Source organism: Brevibacillus sp. HB1.1, from assembly GCF_013332445.1.
GTDB classification, from domain to species: Bacteria; Bacillota; Bacilli; order Brevibacillales; family Brevibacillaceae; genus Brevibacillus; species Brevibacillus porteri.
The window spans coordinates 208025-229348 of the sequence record NZ_JABMIV010000010.1 but is presented as its reverse complement, the minus strand read 5'-3'; the positions used below and the strand labels follow the sequence as shown (position 1 = coordinate 229348).

20 protein-coding genes and 1 riboswitch are annotated in these 21324 nt (G+C 46.6%); of the genes, 3 read left to right on the top strand and 17 right to left on the bottom strand.

Going from position 1 to position 21324, the window contains the following annotated elements; translation table 11 throughout:
• Positions 1 to 77 precede the first annotated feature (77 nt).
• Both fosB and HPY27_RS23520 read left to right on the top strand, forming a co-directional pair.
• Entirely contained in the window at positions 78 to 503 is a 426-nt protein-coding gene (gene fosB / locus HPY27_RS23525; RefSeq protein ID WP_173623952.1) for a metallothiol transferase FosB, read from the top strand.
• Positions 504 to 657: 154 nt separating this feature from the next.
• Complete coding sequence (locus HPY27_RS23520) at positions 658 to 2379, top strand: protoglobin domain-containing protein (protein WP_017250695.1); 1722 nt, start codon at positions 658 to 660, stop codon at positions 2377 to 2379.
• Between the two features lie 5 nt (positions 2380 to 2384).
• Here HPY27_RS23520 and HPY27_RS23515 read toward each other — a convergent pair whose 3' ends face one another.
• Positions 2385 to 3488 carry a chymotrypsin family serine protease gene (locus HPY27_RS23515; protein WP_174226103.1) on the bottom strand — a complete coding sequence of 368 codons (1104 nt, stop codon included), beginning with the start codon at positions 3486 to 3488 and terminating at the stop codon, positions 2385 to 2387.
• A gap of 35 nt (positions 3489 to 3523) precedes the next feature.
• On the opposite strand from HPY27_RS23515, the gene HPY27_RS23510 reads away from it, so the two are divergent.
• The gene (locus tag HPY27_RS23510) at positions 3524 to 3748 is read left to right on the top strand and encodes a hypothetical protein (RefSeq protein ID WP_069847964.1); all 225 of its coding nucleotides are present in this window, start codon (positions 3524 to 3526) and stop codon (positions 3746 to 3748) included.
• Between the two features lie 98 nt (positions 3749 to 3846).
• Here the strand turns inward: HPY27_RS23510 and HPY27_RS23505 are convergent, their stop codons facing one another.
• The 16 genes from HPY27_RS23505 to HPY27_RS23430 all read right to left on the bottom strand — a co-directional run bounded on the left by HPY27_RS23505 (position 3847) and on the right by HPY27_RS23430 (position 21316).
• Positions 3847 to 4983 carry a VanZ family protein gene (locus HPY27_RS23505; RefSeq protein ID WP_174226102.1) on the bottom strand — a complete coding sequence of 379 codons (1137 nt, stop codon included), beginning with the start codon at positions 4981 to 4983 and terminating at the stop codon, positions 3847 to 3849.
• 666 nt (positions 4984 to 5649) lie between these two features.
• On the bottom strand, positions 5650 to 6960 hold the full coding sequence (locus HPY27_RS23500; protein WP_017252027.1) for a nucleobase:cation symporter-2 family protein: 1311 nt from the start codon (positions 6958 to 6960) through the stop codon (positions 5650 to 5652).
• 32 nt (positions 6961 to 6992) lie between these two features.
• On the bottom strand, positions 6993 to 7583 hold the full coding sequence (locus HPY27_RS23495) for a xanthine phosphoribosyltransferase (RefSeq protein WP_017252028.1): 591 nt from the start codon (positions 7581 to 7583) through the stop codon (positions 6993 to 6995).
• A 228-nt stretch (positions 7584 to 7811) separates the two neighbouring features.
• Positions 7812 to 7913, bottom strand: a riboswitch (purine riboswitch).
• A gap of 138 nt (positions 7914 to 8051) precedes the next feature.
• Positions 8052 to 9137 carry a ribosome small subunit-dependent GTPase A gene (rsgA, locus tag HPY27_RS23490; protein ID WP_017252029.1) on the bottom strand — a complete coding sequence of 362 codons (1086 nt, stop codon included), beginning with the start codon at positions 9135 to 9137 and terminating at the stop codon, positions 8052 to 8054.
• Between the two features lie 243 nt (positions 9138 to 9380).
• Positions 9381 to 9644: a hypothetical protein gene (locus HPY27_RS23485; RefSeq protein WP_017252030.1), complete on the bottom strand. Its 264-nt coding sequence runs from the start codon at positions 9642 to 9644 to the stop codon at positions 9381 to 9383.
• A 98-nt stretch (positions 9645 to 9742) separates the two neighbouring features.
• Positions 9743 to 9967, bottom strand: coding sequence for a WYL domain-containing protein (locus HPY27_RS23480; protein ID WP_017252031.1), 225 nt, complete (start codon positions 9965 to 9967; stop codon positions 9743 to 9745).
• Between the two features lie 154 nt (positions 9968 to 10121).
• Positions 10122 to 11363: an MFS transporter gene (locus HPY27_RS23475; protein ID WP_026043359.1), complete on the bottom strand. Its 1242-nt coding sequence runs from the start codon at positions 11361 to 11363 to the stop codon at positions 10122 to 10124.
• 275 nt (positions 11364 to 11638) lie between these two features.
• On the bottom strand, positions 11639 to 12262 hold the full coding sequence (locus tag HPY27_RS23470; RefSeq protein ID WP_017252033.1) for a YcnI family copper-binding membrane protein: 624 nt from the start codon (positions 12260 to 12262) through the stop codon (positions 11639 to 11641).
• A 15-nt stretch (positions 12263 to 12277) separates the two neighbouring features.
• Positions 12278 to 13564, bottom strand: a complete 1287-nt coding sequence (locus tag HPY27_RS23465; protein ID WP_174226101.1) for a copper resistance CopC/CopD family protein — start codon at positions 13562 to 13564, stop codon at positions 12278 to 12280.
• Between the two features lie 158 nt (positions 13565 to 13722).
• Positions 13723 to 14826 (bottom strand): Ger(x)C family spore germination protein, encoded by a 1104-nt coding sequence (locus HPY27_RS23460; RefSeq protein WP_017252035.1) that lies wholly within the window; start codon positions 14824 to 14826, stop codon positions 13723 to 13725.
• Positions 14823 to 15926, bottom strand: a complete 1104-nt coding sequence (locus tag HPY27_RS23455) for a GerAB/ArcD/ProY family transporter (protein WP_174226100.1) — start codon at positions 15924 to 15926, stop codon at positions 14823 to 14825. Before HPY27_RS23455 ends, HPY27_RS23460 begins: the two co-directional genes overlap by 4 nt.
• Before the next feature lie 18 nt (positions 15927 to 15944).
• A complete protein-coding gene (locus tag HPY27_RS23450) occupies positions 15945 to 17420 on the bottom strand; it encodes a spore germination protein (protein WP_174226099.1) in 1476 nt (491 codons plus the stop codon).
• Positions 17421 to 17570: 150 nt separating this feature from the next.
• Positions 17571 to 18626, bottom strand: a complete 1056-nt coding sequence (locus HPY27_RS23445) for a polyamine ABC transporter substrate-binding protein (RefSeq protein ID WP_174226098.1) — start codon at positions 18624 to 18626, stop codon at positions 17571 to 17573.
• A 61-nt stretch (positions 18627 to 18687) separates the two neighbouring features.
• Entirely contained in the window at positions 18688 to 19485 is a 798-nt protein-coding gene (locus tag HPY27_RS23440; protein WP_017252039.1) for an ABC transporter permease, read from the bottom strand.
• Positions 19482 to 20285 carry an ABC transporter permease gene (locus HPY27_RS23435; RefSeq protein ID WP_174226121.1) on the bottom strand — a complete coding sequence of 268 codons (804 nt, stop codon included), beginning with the start codon at positions 20283 to 20285 and terminating at the stop codon, positions 19482 to 19484. Before HPY27_RS23435 ends, HPY27_RS23440 begins: the two co-directional genes overlap by 4 nt.
• A 44-nt stretch (positions 20286 to 20329) precedes the next feature.
• Positions 20330 to 21316 carry an ABC transporter ATP-binding protein gene (locus HPY27_RS23430; protein ID WP_017252041.1) on the bottom strand — a complete coding sequence of 329 codons (987 nt, stop codon included), beginning with the start codon at positions 21314 to 21316 and terminating at the stop codon, positions 20330 to 20332.
• Between the last annotated feature and the right edge of the window lie 8 nt (positions 21317 to 21324).

Below are 21324 nucleotides of genomic sequence, written 5' to 3'. Positions count from 1 at the left end.
ATAGACTGGTGGTTTGCCTGTTTTCCTCATACAATAGCAATAGTTGCAAGATTATTGCTAAAAAGGTGGGGGACGTATTGCCGCAACTTCAAGGATTGAATCATTTGCTTTTCTCTGTCTCAGATCTGGAGAAATCTTTTTGTTTTTACCGGGATGTCCTGCATGCCAAACCACTTGTACGAGGTCGCAAGCTGGCTTATTTTGACCTGAATGGCCACTGGTTGGCGCTGAATGAGGAATCAGACATCCCACGCAATGAAATTACTCACTCCTATACACACATGGCCTTCACGATCTCAGAAGAGTCATTTGATGAGTGGTACGCTCATTTAGAAAAGCACGGCGTTACCATTTTGCATGGACGGGATCGTTCGGAGCGGGATAAGCGTTCCATTTATTTCACCGACCCTGATGGGCATAAATTCGAATTACATACAGGCGCTCTCCAGGACCGCCTCGCCTATTACCGGGACGAAAAGCATCACATGACCTTTTTTGAATAATGGATGACGCTGCCCATTTCTTAATATACTTTTCACAAAATCACAATAGTTCCAAAGATTCAACTCCATTCGTGAATGCTATAATCTAAAAAGCACTTACGGCCTATTCTTTTGATGAATAGGCCCGTTTTTCGTAAAAATATGGAGGGATTTTATGTTTGGTAAGCGTGGCGCTCAAACCGTTACCGCCTCAATTCAAAAAAGCGATGTCCAAATGCCCGATCAGCTACAGGGAAAAGTTCATTTTTTGCAAATGAATCAGACAGACCTTGATCAGTTGAAACAAATTGAACCACTCCTAACCCAACACCTAGAGGCCATTACAGAGCGTCATTACCACATGCTTCGCCAATACCCCCATCTTATGCAAATCATCGAAACGCATACGACGGTTGATCGATTGGCTGTATCCTTTCGTCACTATTTGCAATCGCTTCCACATGCCAAGCTAGACGACGCCTATGTAGCCGGGCGTAAGAAAATCGGAGAGGTCCACAGCAAAATTGGACTTGCGCCAGAATGGTATACGGGCTCTTACTTGCGGGTCTATGAATTTTTGATTCCCGCAATCGTCAACACTTATTCGAAACGTCCCCAAGAACTATCTTCCGTCCTGTTGGCATTCATGAAGATCATCACGCTTGATTCGCAAATCGTCCTCCAATCGTATCAGGAGGATAATGATTACAAAGTTATTGATCGCCTGGGCGAAGTTCTGGAGTTAGTGATTCAGATTGATAAATTCAAGCATGTGCTGGACACACTTGAGGATACGACTGAGGAAGCTGGCAATGTGGGATCTGCTGCCGAACAACTAAGCGAATCTGTGCAAAAAGTGGCTCAATCAGCGGTCTCCGTTGCAGAGAGTGCTTCCACAACAATCGAGCAAGCGACGATGGGCAAAGATATTATCCAAGAGTCATTGACTAGCTTTCTTTCCATGGCAGATGAATTCCAAGAGATGCAAACAAAAATTTCGCAGTTAATGACGTCCATTGCAGAAGTTTCCCAGGTCGTCCAAGTCATACGCAATATTGCCGATCAAACCAATCTTCTTGCATTGAATGCGTCGATTGAGGCAGCGCGAGCCAACGAACACGGGCGTGGCTTTGCTATCGTGGCAGATGAAGTGCGAAAGCTCGCCGAACAAACCAAGCAATCCGTTCAAAGCATTACGGCCACAATCAACAACGTCCAGAACGAAGCTGTCCAGGTAAAAGAAACGGCCACTCTCATGAGCGACCATTTTAACGATAAAGCGAATCAGACACGTGATGCGATTGGGATATTAGGAGATATTGTGCAAAATATTGAGACTGTCGGGCATTCCACCGGACACATTGCAGCATTAGCACAAGAGCAGTCTGCTGCCACAGATGACATTTCGATGCGCATATCGCAAGTCCAGACGAATATGGAGCAAGTCTCTTCGCATGTCTCGAATGCGGGTAAAAACGTTTATGATGTTGGCGCCGGCATTAATAGCCTGCACAAGCTAAGCATCACACAAACGAGCCACTTAAAGACCAAACATTACTTGCGAATCGTCAAAACCGACCATCTCTTATGGAAATGGTGGCTATACAACTTCATGCTTGGGTATCACCACATTGATGAAAAAGAACTCGTCGACCATCATCAATGCCGCTTGGGGATTTGGTATGACGAAGCCCTGAACAATCCATCCGTGAGCACCTTGCCCTCTTTCAAGCAATTAGATGTGCCTCATCGACAGTTCCACGAAACTGTTCGGCGGATTTACTATTTCGTCAAGCAAGGAAAACTAGAGGAAGCAGAAGCTGCGTTTGATACGCTAGAAGATATCTCAAACCGCATTCTCCACATACTGGATCAGTTAGCCAAAGAAGTTTCCTAATGCTATTATCTATTCGTCTTTTTCTTGCTCAGCTGCCTTTTGGAGGCAGCTTTTTTTGTTTGAACACGGTTTAACTCAGTGGCAGACAGTGGTCTCGTACGAGCGTTGTTTCTCCTGACTCTTTTGGCTTTGGCAACTGACTTGCCAGTTCTCCCTGCTGATCTTGCTACCCCGACACCAAGCGCTTGCAATGCCCAGACAACCGGATACGAAATCGAGAGCCTGCCATTGGCTGAACCAGCAAAATTCACGGCTGCAGCGTAATTGCCCGCAGTCAGCCAAACAGAGCCAGAATCTCCAGGTAAGGAGATGGGAACCGTACTTCTGATGACCGTCTGATTCTGAAAACGGATGGTCCCCAGCCCTCCGTAGTTCCCGTAACTGACATCAATATCGGTGTGGATGGATTCAACCGTTCCCCATGCCAGCCCTGATGAACGGCCCACTTTTTTCAATCTGCGCCCGATGCCATACGAACGTATAACACCTGGTACTCTGCCTACTGTTGCATACCGAGGGGCAAGGAGTCGATTGGAAGTAGGGATACTAATCGCTGCATCCATTCGATTCACTGCATTTCTCCGAAGACGAACATAGCGATACAAGCGTCCGATTCGATCTCTTCCTGAACGACCTCCGTCTGCTCCGCCAGGCTGGATGGTCTCGGTATAGCCACTCGTATTGTTTCGATTCAGGACGTGATTGTTGCTCAACACAAACCGTTGGCCTCCTCGCGCAACGATTAACCCAGCCGTTCCGGACGCCCCTGGATAGCCGATGCTGTATCCAGCGATCACAGGTCTGATTCTGCTGCGATAATTCGTTGCAGAGGGACGTACAGCAGGATGACAATGGCACCGTCCAGAGGTGACCGTTCGAACAGGAACGGATACATGGGCTGTCGACACCTGACTTTTGACACGGACGCAACTTGGGCATACCTTCTTCACGGCGGCACTCGCATTTACGGTATACATCACAATGCAGGCGCCGTCTTTTTTGTTATTTCCGTTTGCATAGCCAATCCCGATGCCAATTACGCCCGGCATTCGCTTCCACCTTTTGACCAAATGCTTCTTGGCCAGAAGCGCTTCCTGAAAGGTTGCCATGGCACCCCTTCCTTTCTGGAGGTAGTTTGTTTTACATGTCATCGTATGTAAAACTTGGCCAGCACTGTTGGACGCTTGTCATTGCGGGGAAGCCTTTTTTAGAACCTGTTGTTCGAGCTGTCGTGGTGGGAGGAAACAGGAGAAAACGCTCCAGCTTCTTGGGCCACCTGCTTGGGGGATTGACTGCACGGCTCCATGGAAAAAGCGAAACCGCGTCCAAAGTAGAGGTTCAAAGAGGCTTCTCAGAGGTGGACGCTTAAGGGCGTGTTTCTCTTTTTCCATTGCGCCTCGGCTGTGTCCCAAAGATCTTCGCTTATTTCTCCTGTTTCCAGACGTATCTACCAAAATCTTGCGAGCACTATTTTCGACTGGGTCTGAGACCGGATGCATAGTCAAAATAAAATCGGCGCCTGCCTCGGGAAAACAAAACGAGCAGACCATGAATGAGGAGTGCAAGCGTAATTACTACGATGACGCCAAAGGTGAAAAGGATGAGGAATGGATAAAAGGCCGACTCCATCCATCTTTCTATTTGACTGATTGCATTCGAGGTATACATGATAAACCATGTGAAATACAGGGCGAGAAATCGCTTGAATAAAGATGTTGCGGAGGGCTTTCTGGAATCTTCGTTCACCAGTCTGAACCGCAAAATCGCTGTTCCAATCGTCTTTCCATTCCATAATAGCGGAATGAAATAGAAGCCAAGCACTATACCGAGTGAGGTACTGATCAGCTCTGTCAGCCAGCCAAACGGAAGAAAAACGTCAAATAGACCGGACATAAACTGGACTACGATACAGTCGATCAACAACGCCAGCAACTGCGGTACTGGGAGGACGATATCACTCTCCATCACACTGGCTCTTTTCGCTGCTATGCTCTTAGTAGACGGGAACAAAGCCAGTATAATCGGTGCAACGAAAAAACCAAATAAAGCACCGCTGCTGTTGAGTATGAGATCATCGACATCGAACAGGCGATACGGACAAAGATAAATTCCATAGATCCCTGTTAATTGTGTGACTTCAAAGAACAGTGACAACGCAAAGCCGAGCCCCAAAGCCCGTTTCCAATATTCCCGCTTCTGGAAAAAGTAGCGAAGGTAGACGCCGAAAGGGAATAATAGCAAAAAATTAAAAGCGGCTTGCAAGAATGCTTGCTTTTTCACGAGCTGAATATAGCTGGATGGCTGTGACCATACAAACGAAGTTTCCTTGAGAATATCACGGACAAAGGTAAACGGTATCAACGAATAATAAACGGTATTCTCTGCTTGCATGGCGCAAGTGTCCCTTGTAGCGGGCAAAGGAAGCAGCACCAAAAACAAAGCGCATAGCAAATAAAACAGAAAGGAAGAGCTTAAAATGAACCGCCACCAACTGAAAAACCCATCTTTTCTATAGGTGTAAATAAGCCAGGGAACAAATAAAACATAGCACCCTAACATAAAAACAAGAAAAGCATATTGAATGGGAAAAACGTACGGAGACATGCAAGAACTCCTTTTTGAATAACTAGGTAACAGCAGCAATTTTCATCATCGGATTCCTTCTATCTTTCTTCCATTTCCCACTAAATTATTCACATGAGGAATCCTAAGTTGTTGCTGTAGTGGTGGGGAGGAAACAAGAGAAAACGCTCAGCTTCTTGGGCCACCCGCAGTAGGATTGACTACCCGACTCCATGAAAAAAAGCGAAACCCGCGTCCAAAGTGGTCCATTCAGGAGGCGTCTCAGAGGTGGACGCTAAAAGCTTGTTTCTCTTTTTTTCATTGCGCCTCGGTCTGTGTCCTAAAGATCTTCGCTTATTTCTCCTGTTTCCTCTACGAATTTCCGTGTTAATCGATTTTTAAAAACCTTAGAAAGAGATGTCATCAGTTACGCCTGAGAAGAATATTTCCAGACGTAGCGACTTGTGGAGTCCTACCGAGCGGAGAAGGGATTCGCGGGCAACAGAAACGCAACGTGCCCGAGCTACGAAGCGGCTACCACTTTTGCGTTTCCCCGCGAGTCCCTTCGAAGCGGGCAGTCTTGGCCTCCTGCAGGACGGAGCCTGGAGCCTAGACTGGAAATATTCTTCTCTCCACCGCAGCCACGATAAAAGGAAAAACCGCCACTCCCTGTCTAACCAGGAAATGGCGGTTCATTGTTTGATAAGGTTAAGACGCTTCCGAAACAGTTACATTTGCCGGAGCAGTCTGAGATGCTTTTTTATTCGTATGAACGAGCAAGATGTTCAAGATGACGGCAGTCAAAGAACCTGTCACGATACCATTTTGCAGCATCATTTTTGCCAACGTAGGCAGTTGATCAAACATCGCTGGAACTGCAGCAGAGCCTAGTCCAACAGCGATACTGCAAGCAGCGATCAGCAGATTTTCGTTTTTGTTCAGGTCAACCTGCGAGAGAATATTAATACCAGATGCAACAACCATCCCGAACATAGCGATCATCGCTCCACCCAATACCGCGTTAGGAATGACCGTTGTCAAAGCAGCCAGCTTCGGCAGTAGTCCGAGAACAACCAGAATTCCACCGGCACCAATCATCACATCGCGCGATTTAATGCCAGTCAAGGAAACCAGACCAACGTTTTGCGAAAAAGCCGTGTAAGGGAATGCGTTGAAAATGCCGCCCAGTACAATTGCGACCCCTTCCCCACGCAATCCTTTGACTACATCTTGATCTGTTACTTTTGTATCGGTCACTTTACCGAGTGCAAAGTAAACACCTGTGGACTCAGCCATGCTGATGATGTTGACGAGAATCATGGTAACAATGGCGACAATACTGAACTGTGGTGTACCGAAGTAAAACGGTTCAACCACGCTAAACCAGGAGGCTTCCGCTACACTCGCGAAGCTGACCATCCCCATCATATAAGCTACAGCCGTACCGACAATCAACCCGAGCAATACGGAAATCGCACGAATAAATCCGGTAAAGAAACGATTAATAAGCAAAATGATAACCAACGTTCCTAAAGCCAAAAGCAAATTGTGCGGTTGTCCAAAGTCCGGCATGCCTTGTCCGCCAGCGGCGTTGTTCATCGCAACGGGAATGAGCGACAGACCAATGATCGTAACGACTGAACCTTGTACCACGGTTGGGAAAAAGCGCAGCAGCTTGCCAAACAGTGGAGCTGCCAAGACAACGAATATACCCGATATGATGATGGCACCGTAAGCGGTCGCTAAATTGCTCGTAGAAGCAATCGCGATAATCGGTCCTACTGCCGTAAACGTACATCCTAGCACAACGGGAAGGCGAATCCCTGTATAACGCGTGCCAAGGACTTGCAAGAGCGTCGCGATTCCACATGTGAAAAGGTCGGCAGCAATCAAATAAGCGATTTGCGTAGGAGTCAGATTCAGAGCACCACCGATAATCAACGGTACGACGACTGCTCCTGCATACATGGCGAGGATGTGCTGTAAGCCCAAAGTAACAATTTTATGTTTGGCTAGCATGAGTGAACCCTTACCTCCTATTCATTTTTTGATTATACGCGTGCAGGCTCTTCTTCAATAAAGTGAATGCCTTCTGGTGACATCGATTCAATACGTGCCAATGATTCGATTCGTACGCCAGCTTGCTCCAAGAGACCACGGCCTTCCTGGAAGCTTTTTTCGATAACAGCGCCAACCCCGACGAGATGAGCACCGGCATCTTTGATAATATTCGTAAGTCCCACCAGAGCAGCTCCCGTAGCTAAGAAGTCATCGACAATCAATACGCGGTCTTCTTTAGACAAATACTGACGGGAAACACTGATTTGATACGTTTCCTGGCGAGTAAAGGAATGAACAGGAGCAGAGTATACTTCCTCTGTCAACGTGACAGCTTTTTTCTTTTTCGCGTAGATAAAGGGAACACCCAACGCAAAGGAAGTCGCCATTGCAAAATGAATGCCACTTGCCTCAATCGTCACGACTTTTGTGATTTTTTCACCAGCGAACAGCTCGGCAAAACGCTGTCCGATCTTCATCGTCAATTGTGGATCTACCTGGTGGTTCAAAAACGCATCCACCTTCAAAACGGATGCCGACAGTACCTTGCCGTCCTGTACGATGCGCTCTTGTAATTCTTTCATCAATTCTTCCTCCTCGGGTATGGTTCCGGCCACTTTTATATCTGTAGCCTGCTGAAATATAGAAAGCCCAGAGCGGACAGTGTCACAAGCGGGCTACGTAACAAACCAACGCCAAGTGAAACTGTCCCTCTGGGCTTTTATCCCTTAGGTGTGACACATCAATCGTGCCTGCGTCGCTCGGACCAGCTTTCTTTCAACCCTATTATTCGAATAGGAAAGAAACGGAACCCTAGACGCACTTTCACTCGTAGTCAGGTGATTTACGGTCACCTGGTAGAAACGGATGGGCCTTATTCCCAAAATTATACGAGCTACCTATATCTATTTATTTCGAAGTGTAATAACGAGTATTGACCAAATCTATCATAACTCTCGCGTTATGAGCAAGCGTTAATTTTTGAAAACAAAAGGAAGCGCTTACTTGTCCATATAAAGGAAAGAGCCCTGATTTCTCAAGGGCTCTCGTGTTTATCGCTTCGGTTTTTTCTCCCGCATTTGAACGTTGATCTTTTTCCATTTATCCCTTTCAGCAGCTGCAAGCCTTGCGTCTTCTTTGCGCGCCAGATGTGCCAATTCTCGTTGAAGCTTCAGGTAACTGTCAAAGCGTGCTTTTTCCAATGATCCAGATTGGATGGCAGCTTGAACAGCACAGCCAGGCTCTCGCATATGCTTACAATCATTGAAACGGCATGTTTCCGCAATGGACTCGATATCGTCAAAGGCACCGCGGAAGCCTTCATCTGCCTCCCAGAGCTGCAGCTCCCTCATGCCCGGTGTATCGATCATCAGAGCACCACTCGGCAATCGGAACAGTTCGCGATGGGTCGTCGTATGGCGGCCACGGTCATCACCTTCGCGCACGCCACTGACTTTTTGCATTTCCGCTCCGCTCAATTTATTGATCAACGTGGATTTGCCAACACCAGAGGAACCCATCAAGGCAATCGTCTGGCCCTCGCCCAGATAAGGGTCGAGCTGATCCAGTCCTTCTCCCTGCTCAGCACTGACTACGTGAACAGGCACTCCGATTGCGACTGATTCTATCTCTGCCAAACATGCATCCAAATCGTCACACAAATCTGCTTTGGATAGCACAATCACCGGATTGGCTCCACTTTCCCACGCAAGAATGAGATAACGTTCTATCCTGCGCAGATTTAAATCATTATTTAAGGAATTCACAAGGAAAACGGTATCGACGTTTGCGGCCACAATCTGCTCTTCCACTGTATCCCCAGCTACTTTGCGGGAAAACTTGCTCTTACGTGGAAGAAGTCCGTGGATGGAAGCTTTCTTTTCCTCAGGACGGGCACTGATCACTACCCAGTCCCCGACAGCCGGAAAATCTTCTCGTCCGATGGCTTCATAACGAAGCTTACCCGTTACTTCGCCCAAGAGTTCACCATGCTCACTCCACAGACGATAAATACGTTTATGTTCGAGTGTGATACGTCCCACACTGTAGCCTTGCTCGGCATAAGGGGCAAAATGATTAGCAAAATACTCATTCCAGCCCATAGATTGCAATACTTGTTGATTGGTTAGTTGATTCACTGCGGATTCCCCCTGCAATTGGTTAAATATATGGCTATCAGCCAGAACCAGTCACAGTCGAATCCTCATTTGGTGAACGATATTACTGTTCGCTTGAAAGGAGGATTCCTGTGACCCCGACTACGACACTCTGAACAAATTTGATGGCTACCATAAAACATCTCTCCTTTAGCAAACCTATCATTCAGGTTTGGAATCATATTTCCCAATTATTGTACCATAATGAAACAAAATGCAACAGCGTCAATCTCCCCCGCCGCCGCCTCCTCCGCTATCTCCGCCACCACCACTGTCTCCACCACTTCCGCTATCGCTGTCATAGCTATCCCAACGATCGCCTGAGTCGTGATTTCGATGATGGTGATTGTGATTGCTGTCGACATAGAAGGCTCCGCCCCCACTGTCTGAAGAGGAATGAGAGCGCCCACTTCCGCCTTTTGCAGCTTTGGACGCCAAGACAAATACTACGATCAAAAACATGATGACGATGACAATGAAGAACTCCATAATTTGTCCCCGCCCTTCCTCTTTTTTGAAGTTGTTTACCTATTTAGTATAACATAGTACCGCTGGAACAGGCTGGGGGCGTGGAGGATGATTCCTTTTCATCCGGCAAAATGACCAGACACAGGTGCGATCGCAAAAATGTTATCCAACACAAACACGCGAAACGCCTTCCTCCTATAACAGTATGCTTTCAAGCTCCCTTTGCTCTCATCAATATGCACAATACGGATCGTACGCCTGCTAGCCTCTCCATTCTTCTTCAAATAGATGATCTCCACTGCTTGCTGCCGGGCCGCGTACCTTCTCAACTCCAAAATCATCATGCTGCCACCACCACAAAATGTGTCTTCTTGTTGTTGAGATCATCATACCAAAAGAGAACATTTGTTCGCAAGTTTGTTTTCAACACCCAACTATTCCCTCAACAAAAAAGGCATGCGCCCTAAAAATGGACACATGCCTTATGCTTGTTACAACTCAGCGCCTTCTAAGCGCACGTCCGAACACAATCAGAATCGGTGCCAACAAGATGGCCGCCGCAACCAGCGAAGCGCGAATCGAAAACCGGGTCCCGATCCATCCGACAGCCGGACCACCCGCCGTTTGTCCCAAGGCATTGGACTGACCCATCATCGACAAAACCGTCGCTCGCACACTGCTCTCAATGTTCAGATTCAGCCACGTATCATACAGCGGACTGCTTAATGACTGGATCACACCGATCAACAGCAATGCTACTAACGCCCAGCTAAAGCTAGGAGAAAAGGCAAAAGCAATCATCGCTGCAATTTTGAGACCCGTCAACGTGAACATGCCCACAAGGACAACCCGCTCATTGTTCACATCCAGCCTTTTTTCCACAACGCCTACGACGATGAGGCCGAGTAAGCTTGCGAGTGCGGCAATGATCCCGAACCACATTGGCATCGAAATAGCAGCCAGCTCTGGAAAGCCAATTTCTGCGATCAAATGCGCTTCCCACAAACGGTCATACCCTTCAGAAGCTGCACCCGTAAATAGCGTCACGAACAAGATCAACATCAGAATCGGCTGGCTGCGAATCACTTTGGCACCCGAAGTCCACGTCTGAATCATTTCCTTCACGTGGGAAGCACCTTGCTCACGCTCACGAGGAATAAAACCGGTCTCCTTCATGCACAGAATCAGAAAGACACCAAGCCCCAGATACATGAGGCCACCTATGAGGTAAGGCAAGTTGGGAGCGAGTGTTGCCAATGCCACACTCAGTGCAATCCCGAGCAGATTCCCAAACAAGGAGTAGCGCTTGGCCTTCATGAAAATCGTACCGATCTTCTCTTCTCCGACCTCATCCACAATCCATGCAGTATCCGCTCCACTGATAAACGTATACCCGAGACCACTGACGACTTGCGAAAACAGCACCAAGCCGAAGACAGAAATAAACGGTACCCAAGCATCAAGCGTGGGAACAATCCCCTGCATTGCAAATCCGATTCCCAGCAAAAACATCCCGATAATGACGGAGCGACGGCGACTGTACGTATCCGCAACTACTCCTGTTATCCCTTCAAACACCAACACGGATAACTCCAATACCGTCCCGATCAAAAGCAATTCAAACGGGTTAAAACCCAGTGTCACGATGTAGTAAAGCGCATAGGTCGTGAACATGGTCGTATTGGCCAGGGAAGTCAAAAAGCTTTTGATCGTATATACTTTTGTCGCATTCATAGACATGGAAGCAGAATCCACCTTTTTTAGGCAGATGACGCGTTCCGTTATCACATACTGATTGTTACTCTACAATCCTCTACTGTGCAAAATGCGTACGCGTCATGCTGCCGTTCCTATTTTTCCTTCTGTGTACTTGCTTGCTCTGAATAGTGTTTTTAACATGTGATATGCACCTCCGAAAGTAATTACAGCTATTATAGAATGATTTTAATTGTCATACAATGGAAAAAAGCTGTGCAGCATGATTGGACACACTGCACAGCTTGATTATGAAGCACTTACGCTTTTTTTCTAAACAGACCAACGATGGAAATCAGCAACGCCAAACCAGAAAGTACCAATGGCAAGGTATTGTTGCTGCCTGCACCAGCCGCTTCTCCGGCAGGAGCGGTTGCTGGCTTTTGTTCTTGTCCATGCTCATGCCCCGCTTCGCCTACACCAGCCTTAATGGTAGTAACAGATGCTGGCGTTTTGGAATCCTTGTCCCCTGTCCATTCCACAACCTCGCCATTTGCATAGGTCTGATAAGCCTTCCAAGCCAATTGGCCTTCTTCTTTCGGGTTTGCCCCTACAAACGTGAACTCTTGGAACTCATGCGCCTTGATTCCGCCTTCTGTTGCTGTCCACACAAGCGCTGTGTTCACACCGTCTTTATCTTTTTCGAACTCGTAGGTCCAGCCCGGAATCGGTTGTACAGTATTTACCTTCACACCTACCGGGAATTCCAGCTTCACTTTTGTCGTATTGACGTCTTTTTCTACTGGGACACGCACTGAGTATTTTTCATAGGAGCCTGTAGTAGTCTCTTTCGGATATACGTTCACATGTGCTTGTGCTGCTGTCGCCAATGTCAAAACTGCACCTGCTACCAGTACACTGCTCATCCATTTTGTCATTTTCATCGTATGAAATCCTCCCTAGTTTTTATCATTTTGAATCACGGCCTGATTATTTGTCGTCGCAGTCGGGTAGTTGATCTGGCTCATCCAAAGTCCAGCCAGAACAGCGATAATCCCGAATATTATTTCCCAACGCAAGTAAGCGGGCTGCAAGGTATTTTTCGTCCGCCAACGTCTTGTTTGCCTAAAGGCTAGAAGAAGTATGAGGCAGACACTTGCTATTTTTCCATATAACAGATAGCTCCATGCCGCTGTACTCTGGAAAATACTCATGACATCCGTCTGCACGATGAGCATGACAACACCCGTCACAACAGCAAGCACTGCCGCCACAGCAACTGTCTGCAAAAAGAACCTCTTGAACGACTCCTGTCCTCTTTCAGCTACCTTGACTGTTAGTAGCAAGTAGACAAGTGCCCCCATCCACACGGCGACCGTCAATACATGCAACAGTCTCAGCAAAATGGACAGCCAGACAGGAGCAATGCCCCATGCATGACCACCAAAAGCTTGTGCGCTGATCACGAGAATCCAGATTCCCACATACCAGCCAGACACCATATTGGGGATCGCCATCAATAGCAGTAATGCAAAGGACACCAGCAGCATGATCGCAAACGGAGACTGACTGAGCAAGTTCCCGTCCATCTGCCACAGTGCTTGCGTAAGTGATACAACCGTTAACGCTTCGTCATACAAGAACCACAAAAAAATAAGTCCGATTATCGCCAAACTCCATCCGATTTGTCTGCCAATCCCGATGAGCTGGGCAAGCGAAGGCAAGCCATGACGCTGTGCTGCCCACGCTACCAGATACAAGCCGCCACCTACGAGAATAATCCCTTGCGCTAAATAGCGGTACATGATCAAGTAGCTTGAATCTGCTTTTTGCTCACTTGGCGGAACCACGACCGCACTTTTTTGTCCGATGGAAAACGTGAGCTTCTCTTCAATTGGATGTCCATCCTCGGAAACGACCGACACGATAACCGAATACGTCCCTTCAGCCAAATCGCTCGGTAGATTCGCATTTAACTGCGAGGCATCACCCGGCTGCAATGTCGGCCGCTCTACTTTTATTTCCTTGCCGTCCCAGTCAAATAGACGAACGGTAACGAGGTCTGGCTCCAATGTTTCGGTAAACCGCGCAGAAAATTGTCCCGGATTCGCCTTCAGTACCTCACCATCTTGCGGTGAGCTGCTCATCAACCCAGCATGGGCGTAAGCAGTCGTCATACCCGTTGTCAGTACAAGTAAGAAGGCGAGCAAAAACACAACCGCATAATGTCTGATGTTATATGTCACCCTATCACCTGCTTCCTTATTTCGTCCTTAATCCTATCAAAATACTACGAGAATCTATATGGCTCCATCGGGCTATCTGATGTGGCAAAGTGTTGAAAACAAAAAAAGGCATGAGCGGAAAATCTCTCCGATCCATGCCTTTTCAAACGGTCCTGTGATTACCCAATGACGCCTGTACGTAAAATCTTGATCTCGACATCTACATCATATTTCGCCCTTTTGATGATTTCCCGACATTCATCTTTACTCAATTTCTTTTTCCCGCTCTTTTGACTGGCTATATTGTAGATTTCCCCAAATCCTACCGGATCTACGTCGTATTTTCTTAACTTTTCCAGTAAATGTTCCGTCTCTTTTTTCACTGCCAGTTCGATTGCTTTTTGTACCTTTTTCAATTGCTCAGGCTTTGATAAATCAATTTTTTCAGCCATTTCCTGAATCTGCGCTGTCATCTTGACTTTCACAGAAAATCTTGGTTTCTCCAAATCCAGCACTTTCATTTGCTTTTTGCTTGAGATATGTTCAATGACAGTAAAAATACGCTTTTTATCGAGGGAAATGTTTATTTCCAATTCTCCCTTATTGTAACGCTCACGTAATACCTTGAGGAAAAATCCCTCCCTTGTTGTAATCTCTGCCACCAATCGATCATCTCGAAACAGACCAATTTGATTAATATGCAATTCATTCTTTACTCTTTCGATATAAGGCATCACAGGATCTTTCCCGATTGCATAAAAATCTTTCATAAACTCATGAAGTTTCGAGGAGATCATATTCTCTCCATCGACGTTCTGTCGTATGGCTTGATAGAGGTAAATTCCAATGTTGCTGTTCTCGGGATAGCGATGTGTCAAAATATCATAAGCTCGCCCTTTGGCTACAGTTAAATAGACATTGCTTCCAATGGAGGCATCACGCGTTAAGTTTTCCACAAGAGAAAGGATCCCTTTACGCGCTAGCTCATCATGATAGACCACGACGCGAATTTGACCGCCTACAATTTTTTTGGAAGACTCCCTGTTCTGTGCAACGGTAAGTCCTTTGCTTGTATGCGCTGTGCCAGAAATCACAGTAACCAACTCACGTGCCTCCGGATCAATTTGATAAAATACCGTGGTACCTAAAAGCTTTCCGTCTTTACTAAGATCGTACCCCACTGCAACCGCCAGTCCCAACTTTTCTAATACATGTTGTTCCCCACAGCCGTTCAATAACACGACCACTAATAAATAGTGAACAAGCAAACGTAACCTTTTCATGTCCGGACTGCTCCTTTCCGAAACAGCCGAATCACTACATAAAGCACGATAGGATAAATAAAAATGATATAGAAACCTACTCCACCGAAAATATCCGTGATGAGATTAATCGACTGGCGTGTTTCCAAAAAGTTGCTAGCAAAAAACATGACACCAACAATCCCGAAAAGGGCCATTCTTTCCTTGACCCCACTAATATGGTGAACCCCCCGCATGGCTATCCACAAGTCCATCAGCAAATTATCCAGCATGACGAGCATCCACAGTGAAATGGAGACAAACTCAAAACGCTCCAAAAACGGAAACTCTACAATTTTCATCATCATGAACGTTGCCCAGATAAGATGCTGAAGCTGTTCGCCTTGAAAGTACAAGAGTGTAACCAGCATGACGACAACATACAAGCAGGTAGTCATAAACAACCCACCATGTACATACCGCGGTAGTATTTTCTTTTCCTTCACAAAAGGATAGATGAACAAAATAATCTCAAATCCGATAGTGGAAAAAGACATCTTCTTCGCACCGTCCAACAACTGTCCAATGTCATGATGAAATACTGGCTGCAATAAATGAAAATCAGCGTATTGCAAGGGATAAGCCATGAGCAACAGCTGCAAAATCGTCAATCCAACAGAAAAAAAGCTAATGCCAGCCAACACCCGAATGCCACCCGTCACTCCATAAATGGTCAGGCAAAGCAAGGAGGCATTTAATATCCAAGAAGGCACTTCTGGAAACATCCATGACTGAATAATCTCGATGTACCCTCTCAAGATCGTTAAGGCAGAACCCATGATATATATGATAAAGATGAAATTGAGTACGCGAGCTGGCCATCTTCCAAACACACTTTGATGAATGTCATACAAATCCATGTCTTTGAATTTCGCTAGGATTTTTAGCATGAACCAAGCTGCTATATGGGTCATAATGCCTGCTATTATGACCGCAATCCAAGCGTCTTGTTGCACCCTATCATAAATAAACCGTTGTACGCCCGCTATGCCGATTCCAACCTGATTGCCATGAACCATAAATAGCGCAAGCGATACGCTGATAGCCATATGGCTATTCCGCCGAAAAGTGGATAGTGACATTCACATTCAACACCTAACCTACTGAACTGGTCTTTTTTTCCCTACTTCATCAGGCACACGGGTATCGTCAGGAGAACGTGTCATAACCGGACGCTTGCCGAGAGAGTCAAAAGGAAACCGGATCAGACTGTTTTTAAAATCCTGCAAGCGAAAAGGAAAAAACGGGAGAAAAAACGGACGTCCCAGACTTGATTGACGTAGAATGTGTATCAATAGAAAAGACGCGCCAAGCATAATACCAAACCCTCCCCAAATTCCAGCTAACAGGATAATCGGAAAGCGGAGGATGCGTACTGCCGTACTCATCATGTAGGAAGGAAAAGTAAACGAAGCTAATGCACTGAGTGCCACAATCATGATCAAGATGTTACTGGTAAAACCCGCTGCAACGGCTGCCTGTCCAATTACGATACCGCCGACGATCCCTATCGTTTGCCCAACTTTGAAAGGAAGTCTTGCTCCAGCCTCCCGCAAGAATTCAATAATCATCTCAAGCAGCAAAGCTTCAAACAACGGGGGAAAAGGCACCTTGGAACGAGACTTTACTAGCGATACAAGGAGAGCAGATGGAATCATTTCATAGTGAAACGTAAGTGCAGCCACATAAGTAGCTGTAAAAAACAAAGAGACAAAAAGGGCCGAGAAACGTAACAATCGAATGAAAGAAGCCATTTGCCACCGAATATAGAGATCTTCATTGGCCTTGAAAAAGTCAACGAAGGAACTGGGACCGACGATAGCAAACGGGCTCCCCTCCACAAACACGACAACCTTTCCTTCTAACAGGGCTTCACTTACATGGTCAGGTCGTTCTGTTAGGATTAGCTGCGGAAAAATAGAAAACGTATTGTCATCAATCATTTGAACCAATTTTCCGCTGTCAATCACGCCGTCTATATCTAGATCGCTTATACGCTGAATGACGGTTTGCACATTTTCAGGAGCAGCCAGTTCCTCCATGTAACATATTTCCACATTCGTCATGCTACGTTTCCCAATCGTAATGGATACGTTGGTAAGCAAATCAGTCGACAGATATCCCTGTAGAACCCCTAAATTGGTTTCCAAGGCTTCCGTAAAAGAAACCTGGGGACCAAAAATTTGGGTTTCGACCTGAGCCTCTCCCAAAGAACGACTCGGCATTCTTGCTACGTAGAGAAGAATCCCGCACGCCGTTCCTTCTATTTGAAGGTAAATCCATCCTCTCACGAGATAATCGCTGATTTGACTGTAATCCATGGTTTGGGTGACATGAGCAACAGGAACATTCCCCAAAATCGTATCAGGAACGATCTTCTCGTCAGGTAACCTTTCAAAATAGGGAAGCAACACCTGCTGGAGAATTACCGTATCCACTAGATAGGGGAGGTAGGCTAGCAACAAGCTATTGGTTCCACAAGAAAGGTTACGAAACACCAATCGCGGATTTCGCATGTGATCCCATAATCTTTCTCGCGTCTCGCTAACGGATTCAGTAATCAAGTTAGTTGTCATCTTATTTTTACCCCAATATATGGTGTCCCCTTATTATTTTTCCAATGCCCTCGCTCTATTCCCCTTTCCAGCCGAAGAGTAAGCTCCCAGACAAAATGAACACAAAAAAACCGAGACGGAAATACTCCATCTCGGTTCGTTCACCACTATTTATCTGCCGCTCTTCATTTCAGTCCAGTAGCGGTCGTATTGCTGCAAGGTTTCTCCTACATCCACCAGCCACTCTGCACGGGCAATGTCCGCTGTATCCAGGAAGACCATCTTATTGGAACGATATTCTTCACTGTGCAGTGGGTATGCTTTTTCGTTCGGGTTGCTGTAGCCAATCGACTCGTAGTTTTTCACACTGACTTCTGGGTCCATCAGGTAGTTGATAAACTTCTCAGCCATTTCCTTGTTCTTAGCGCCTTTTGGAATTGCCAGCGTGTCTGCCCAGATCGTTGCGCCCTCTTTCGGGATGACGTACTCAACATCTGGATTTTGTGCGTGAATGAAAGCGGCGTCACCGGACCAAACCGTTCCAATCCATGCTTCCTCAGCAATCATCTTTTGCTTGATGTTGTCTGTATCAAAGGCAACAACATTCGGTACTACCTTTTTCAAATCAGCAAAGGACTTTTCCAGTTCCTCTTTGTTCGTCGTGCTATTGGAGAAGCCATTCTTGATCAGTGCCATTCCCATAACCTCACGCGGGTCGTTCAGCATGATGACACGGCCCTTGTAAGCTTCATTCCACAGATCGTTCCAGCTTGTCGGGGTTTCTTTTACATATTTCTTGTTGTAAGCGATCCCGGTAATTCCCCATGTATATACGAGTGAATACTTGTTTTCTTTGTCATAAGGAGATGTCTTGAACGTAGACACAATATTGCCCATGTTCGGGATGTTGGCTTTGTTCAACTCTTCCAGGAGGCCCAGCTGAATCATCGTGCCTACCATGTAATCGGAAGGTTGAATCAAGTCGTAGCCGGATGCACCTGCTTGAACTTTTGCCAGCATTTCTTCGTTGCTGCCGTATACATCATAGTTAACCTTGACGTTGAATTTTTGCTCAAAATCTTTGATGACGTCTTGGTCGAAGTTGTCTGCCCAGCTATAAATATTCAATACTTGCTGTTCTTGCTCAGATGACGATGAGCAGCCTACAGCAGTCACCGCAAGTGCGGCGGTCAAAGCGCCGATCATCAAGGACTTGAAACGTTTCATTTTTTCCTCTCAACCTCCAAATCAGTTATGGGATTGCTTTTATGAAAACTCCATGATGGATCTAAAAGATGGATTGATTATTTTTCGAATCTTTACGGCGGAAAATCTCTGCCACCACAACCAACAGCACAGTACTCACGATCAAAAGTGTCGAGAGTGCATTCACTTCTGGCGAGACACCTCGTTTTACCAAACCATAAATGTAGAGTGGCAATGTGGTCGAATTCGGACCAGCCACGAAGAACGAAATAATGAAATCGTCCAGCGACAGGGTAAACGCCATCAGGAAGCCTGCGATGATCCCTGGCATGATCAGAGGCAGCGTCACATAGCGCAATGTCTCCCATGGAGTTGCTCCCAAATCTTGAGACGCTTCTTCCAGTTCTTTGCCCATATCAGCCAAACGTCCTGAGATAATGACCATCACATACGGCATGCTAAACGTAACATGCGCCAGGATCAGGGTCACTTTCCCCAGCTCCATCTGTACCTGGCTAAACAGCACGAGCATAGCCAATCCCATCATGATCTCAGGGATGACAATCGGCAAGTACATCAGCCCGTTGAAGATGTTGCTCCAACGAATCGAATAATGCTTGACCGCCAGAGCGGCAGCCGTACCCAAAACCGTTGCGATGACGCTGCTGATAACCCCGATCGTCATACTGTTCATCAGCGCTTGCATGACCTGCCTGTTTTCAAACAAAGAAACGTACCATTTCCACGTAAAACCAGTCCACGTAGCATTGATCCGTGAATCATTGAACGAATAAAGGACAAGGATCAAGATTGGCAGATACAAAAAGACCAGCATCAGCCACGAGTATCCAGATAGTGCGTTTCGACGTAATGTTTTCATGCTGATCCCTCCTTTGTCTCGCTCGCTTTGGTAGCGCGGAAATAAAGAAGAATCAACAGCATGGACAATAGCATCAGCACGATGGACAAGGCAGAACCAAACGGCCAGTCACGCGCAGACAGAAATTGATTTTGAATGACGTTTCCGATCAGAGCCGATTTCGCTCCTCCCATGACATCCGGAACGACGAACATCCCGATGGAAGAAACAAATACGAGGATCGATCCAGTGACGACACCTGTCTTGGTCATCGGCAGGGTCACGTGCAAAAAAGCTTTCCAAGGTGTTGCGCCCAAATCATACGCTGCTTCCAGCTTACGACGATCCATCTGCTCCAGTGACACATAAATCGGCAGGACCATGAATGGCATGAGTGTGTACACCATCCCGAGCAGGACAGAACCCGAATTGTACAGAAGCGGCAACGGCTCTGAAATAATGCCCAGCGATTGCAGGAACGTATTGATTACGCCTTGCGAACGCAGGATGATTACCCACGCATAGGAACGGACCAAGAAGTTGATCCAAAACGGAATCATCACGAGCAAAAGCCATATTTGCTGAGTCGATTTTTCCAGTCGTGAAATGTAATACGCTAACGGATAGCCGCACAAAATCGAAAATACCGTTGTTAAAACCGCTACAACCAGCGTATCCCAAAAAATTTGGCCATACAGCGGATCGAAAATACGGATGTAATTGTTCAACGTAAATTCATAGACAACTTGCCCGTACGTGCCTCTTTTGAGGAAAGACAGTACGGCGATCATAAGCATAGGCAGGACGAAAAGCGCACCCATCCACAAAAGGGCGGGAAGCGCGAGCAGTTTTACCGGCTTCTTGTTTAACAAGGAAGAATCACCTCGTCCGTCTGTGCCCAGCCAATGGCCACTTGATCTCCCACCTGCCAGTCCAGACCGTCACCTGCGTACTGGTGTGCCATTACGGTCATATCCTGCCCCTCGAGGCGGATAAATACCTTGCGCAAATTGCCGAGGAACACCGCGTCAGCAATGGTGCCCAGCTTCTTGTGTTTATCCTTGTCGGAGTCAATCGGGTACAACTTGATCTTTTCTGGACGTACGGCTGCATTCGTTCCGTTTTCCCGGAAAATGTTGTTTTCCCCAATAAAGGTAGCCACAAACAAGGTTTGCGGGGAGTTGTAAATCTCTGCTGGAGAAGCAATCTGTTCAATTCGTCCCTTGTTCATAACCGCGATTCGATCGGACATCGCCATCGCTTCTTCTTGGTCATGTGTGACGTAAATGAACGTTATTCCCAAGTTTTTCTGCAAGTTTTTCAGTTCAAGCTGCAAGCTTTTTCGCAATTGGTAGTCCAAAGCACCTAGAGGCTCGTCCAGAAGCAGAACACGTGGGTTGTTAATAATCGCACGTGCGATTGCTACGCGTTGCTGTTGTCCACCAGACAGCTGCTTTGGCGTGCGCTTCCGCAATTCTGTCAGTTGGACGTACTGAAGTACTTCCTCCAAACGCTTTTGTTGTTCAGCTGCTTTGACTTTTTTCATTTTCAAACCAAACAGGATGTTTTGCTCCACTGTCATGTGTGGAAACAAAGCATATTGCTGGAACACCATGTTCATATCGCGCTGATACGGCGGCACATGGCTGAGTGGTTTTTCGTCCAGGAAAATCTCCCCAGTCGTTGGCTGCTCAAAGCCAGCAATCATTCGAAGCAGTGTCGTTTTCCCACAGCCACTTGGGCCGAGTAACGTCAAAAACTCCCCTTCTTCAATGGAGAGAGAAAAAGAGGGGACGACGACAGTATCTGCAAATCTCTTTTCAATCGAATCCAGATGTATAATTTTTTTCATTCCGTCAT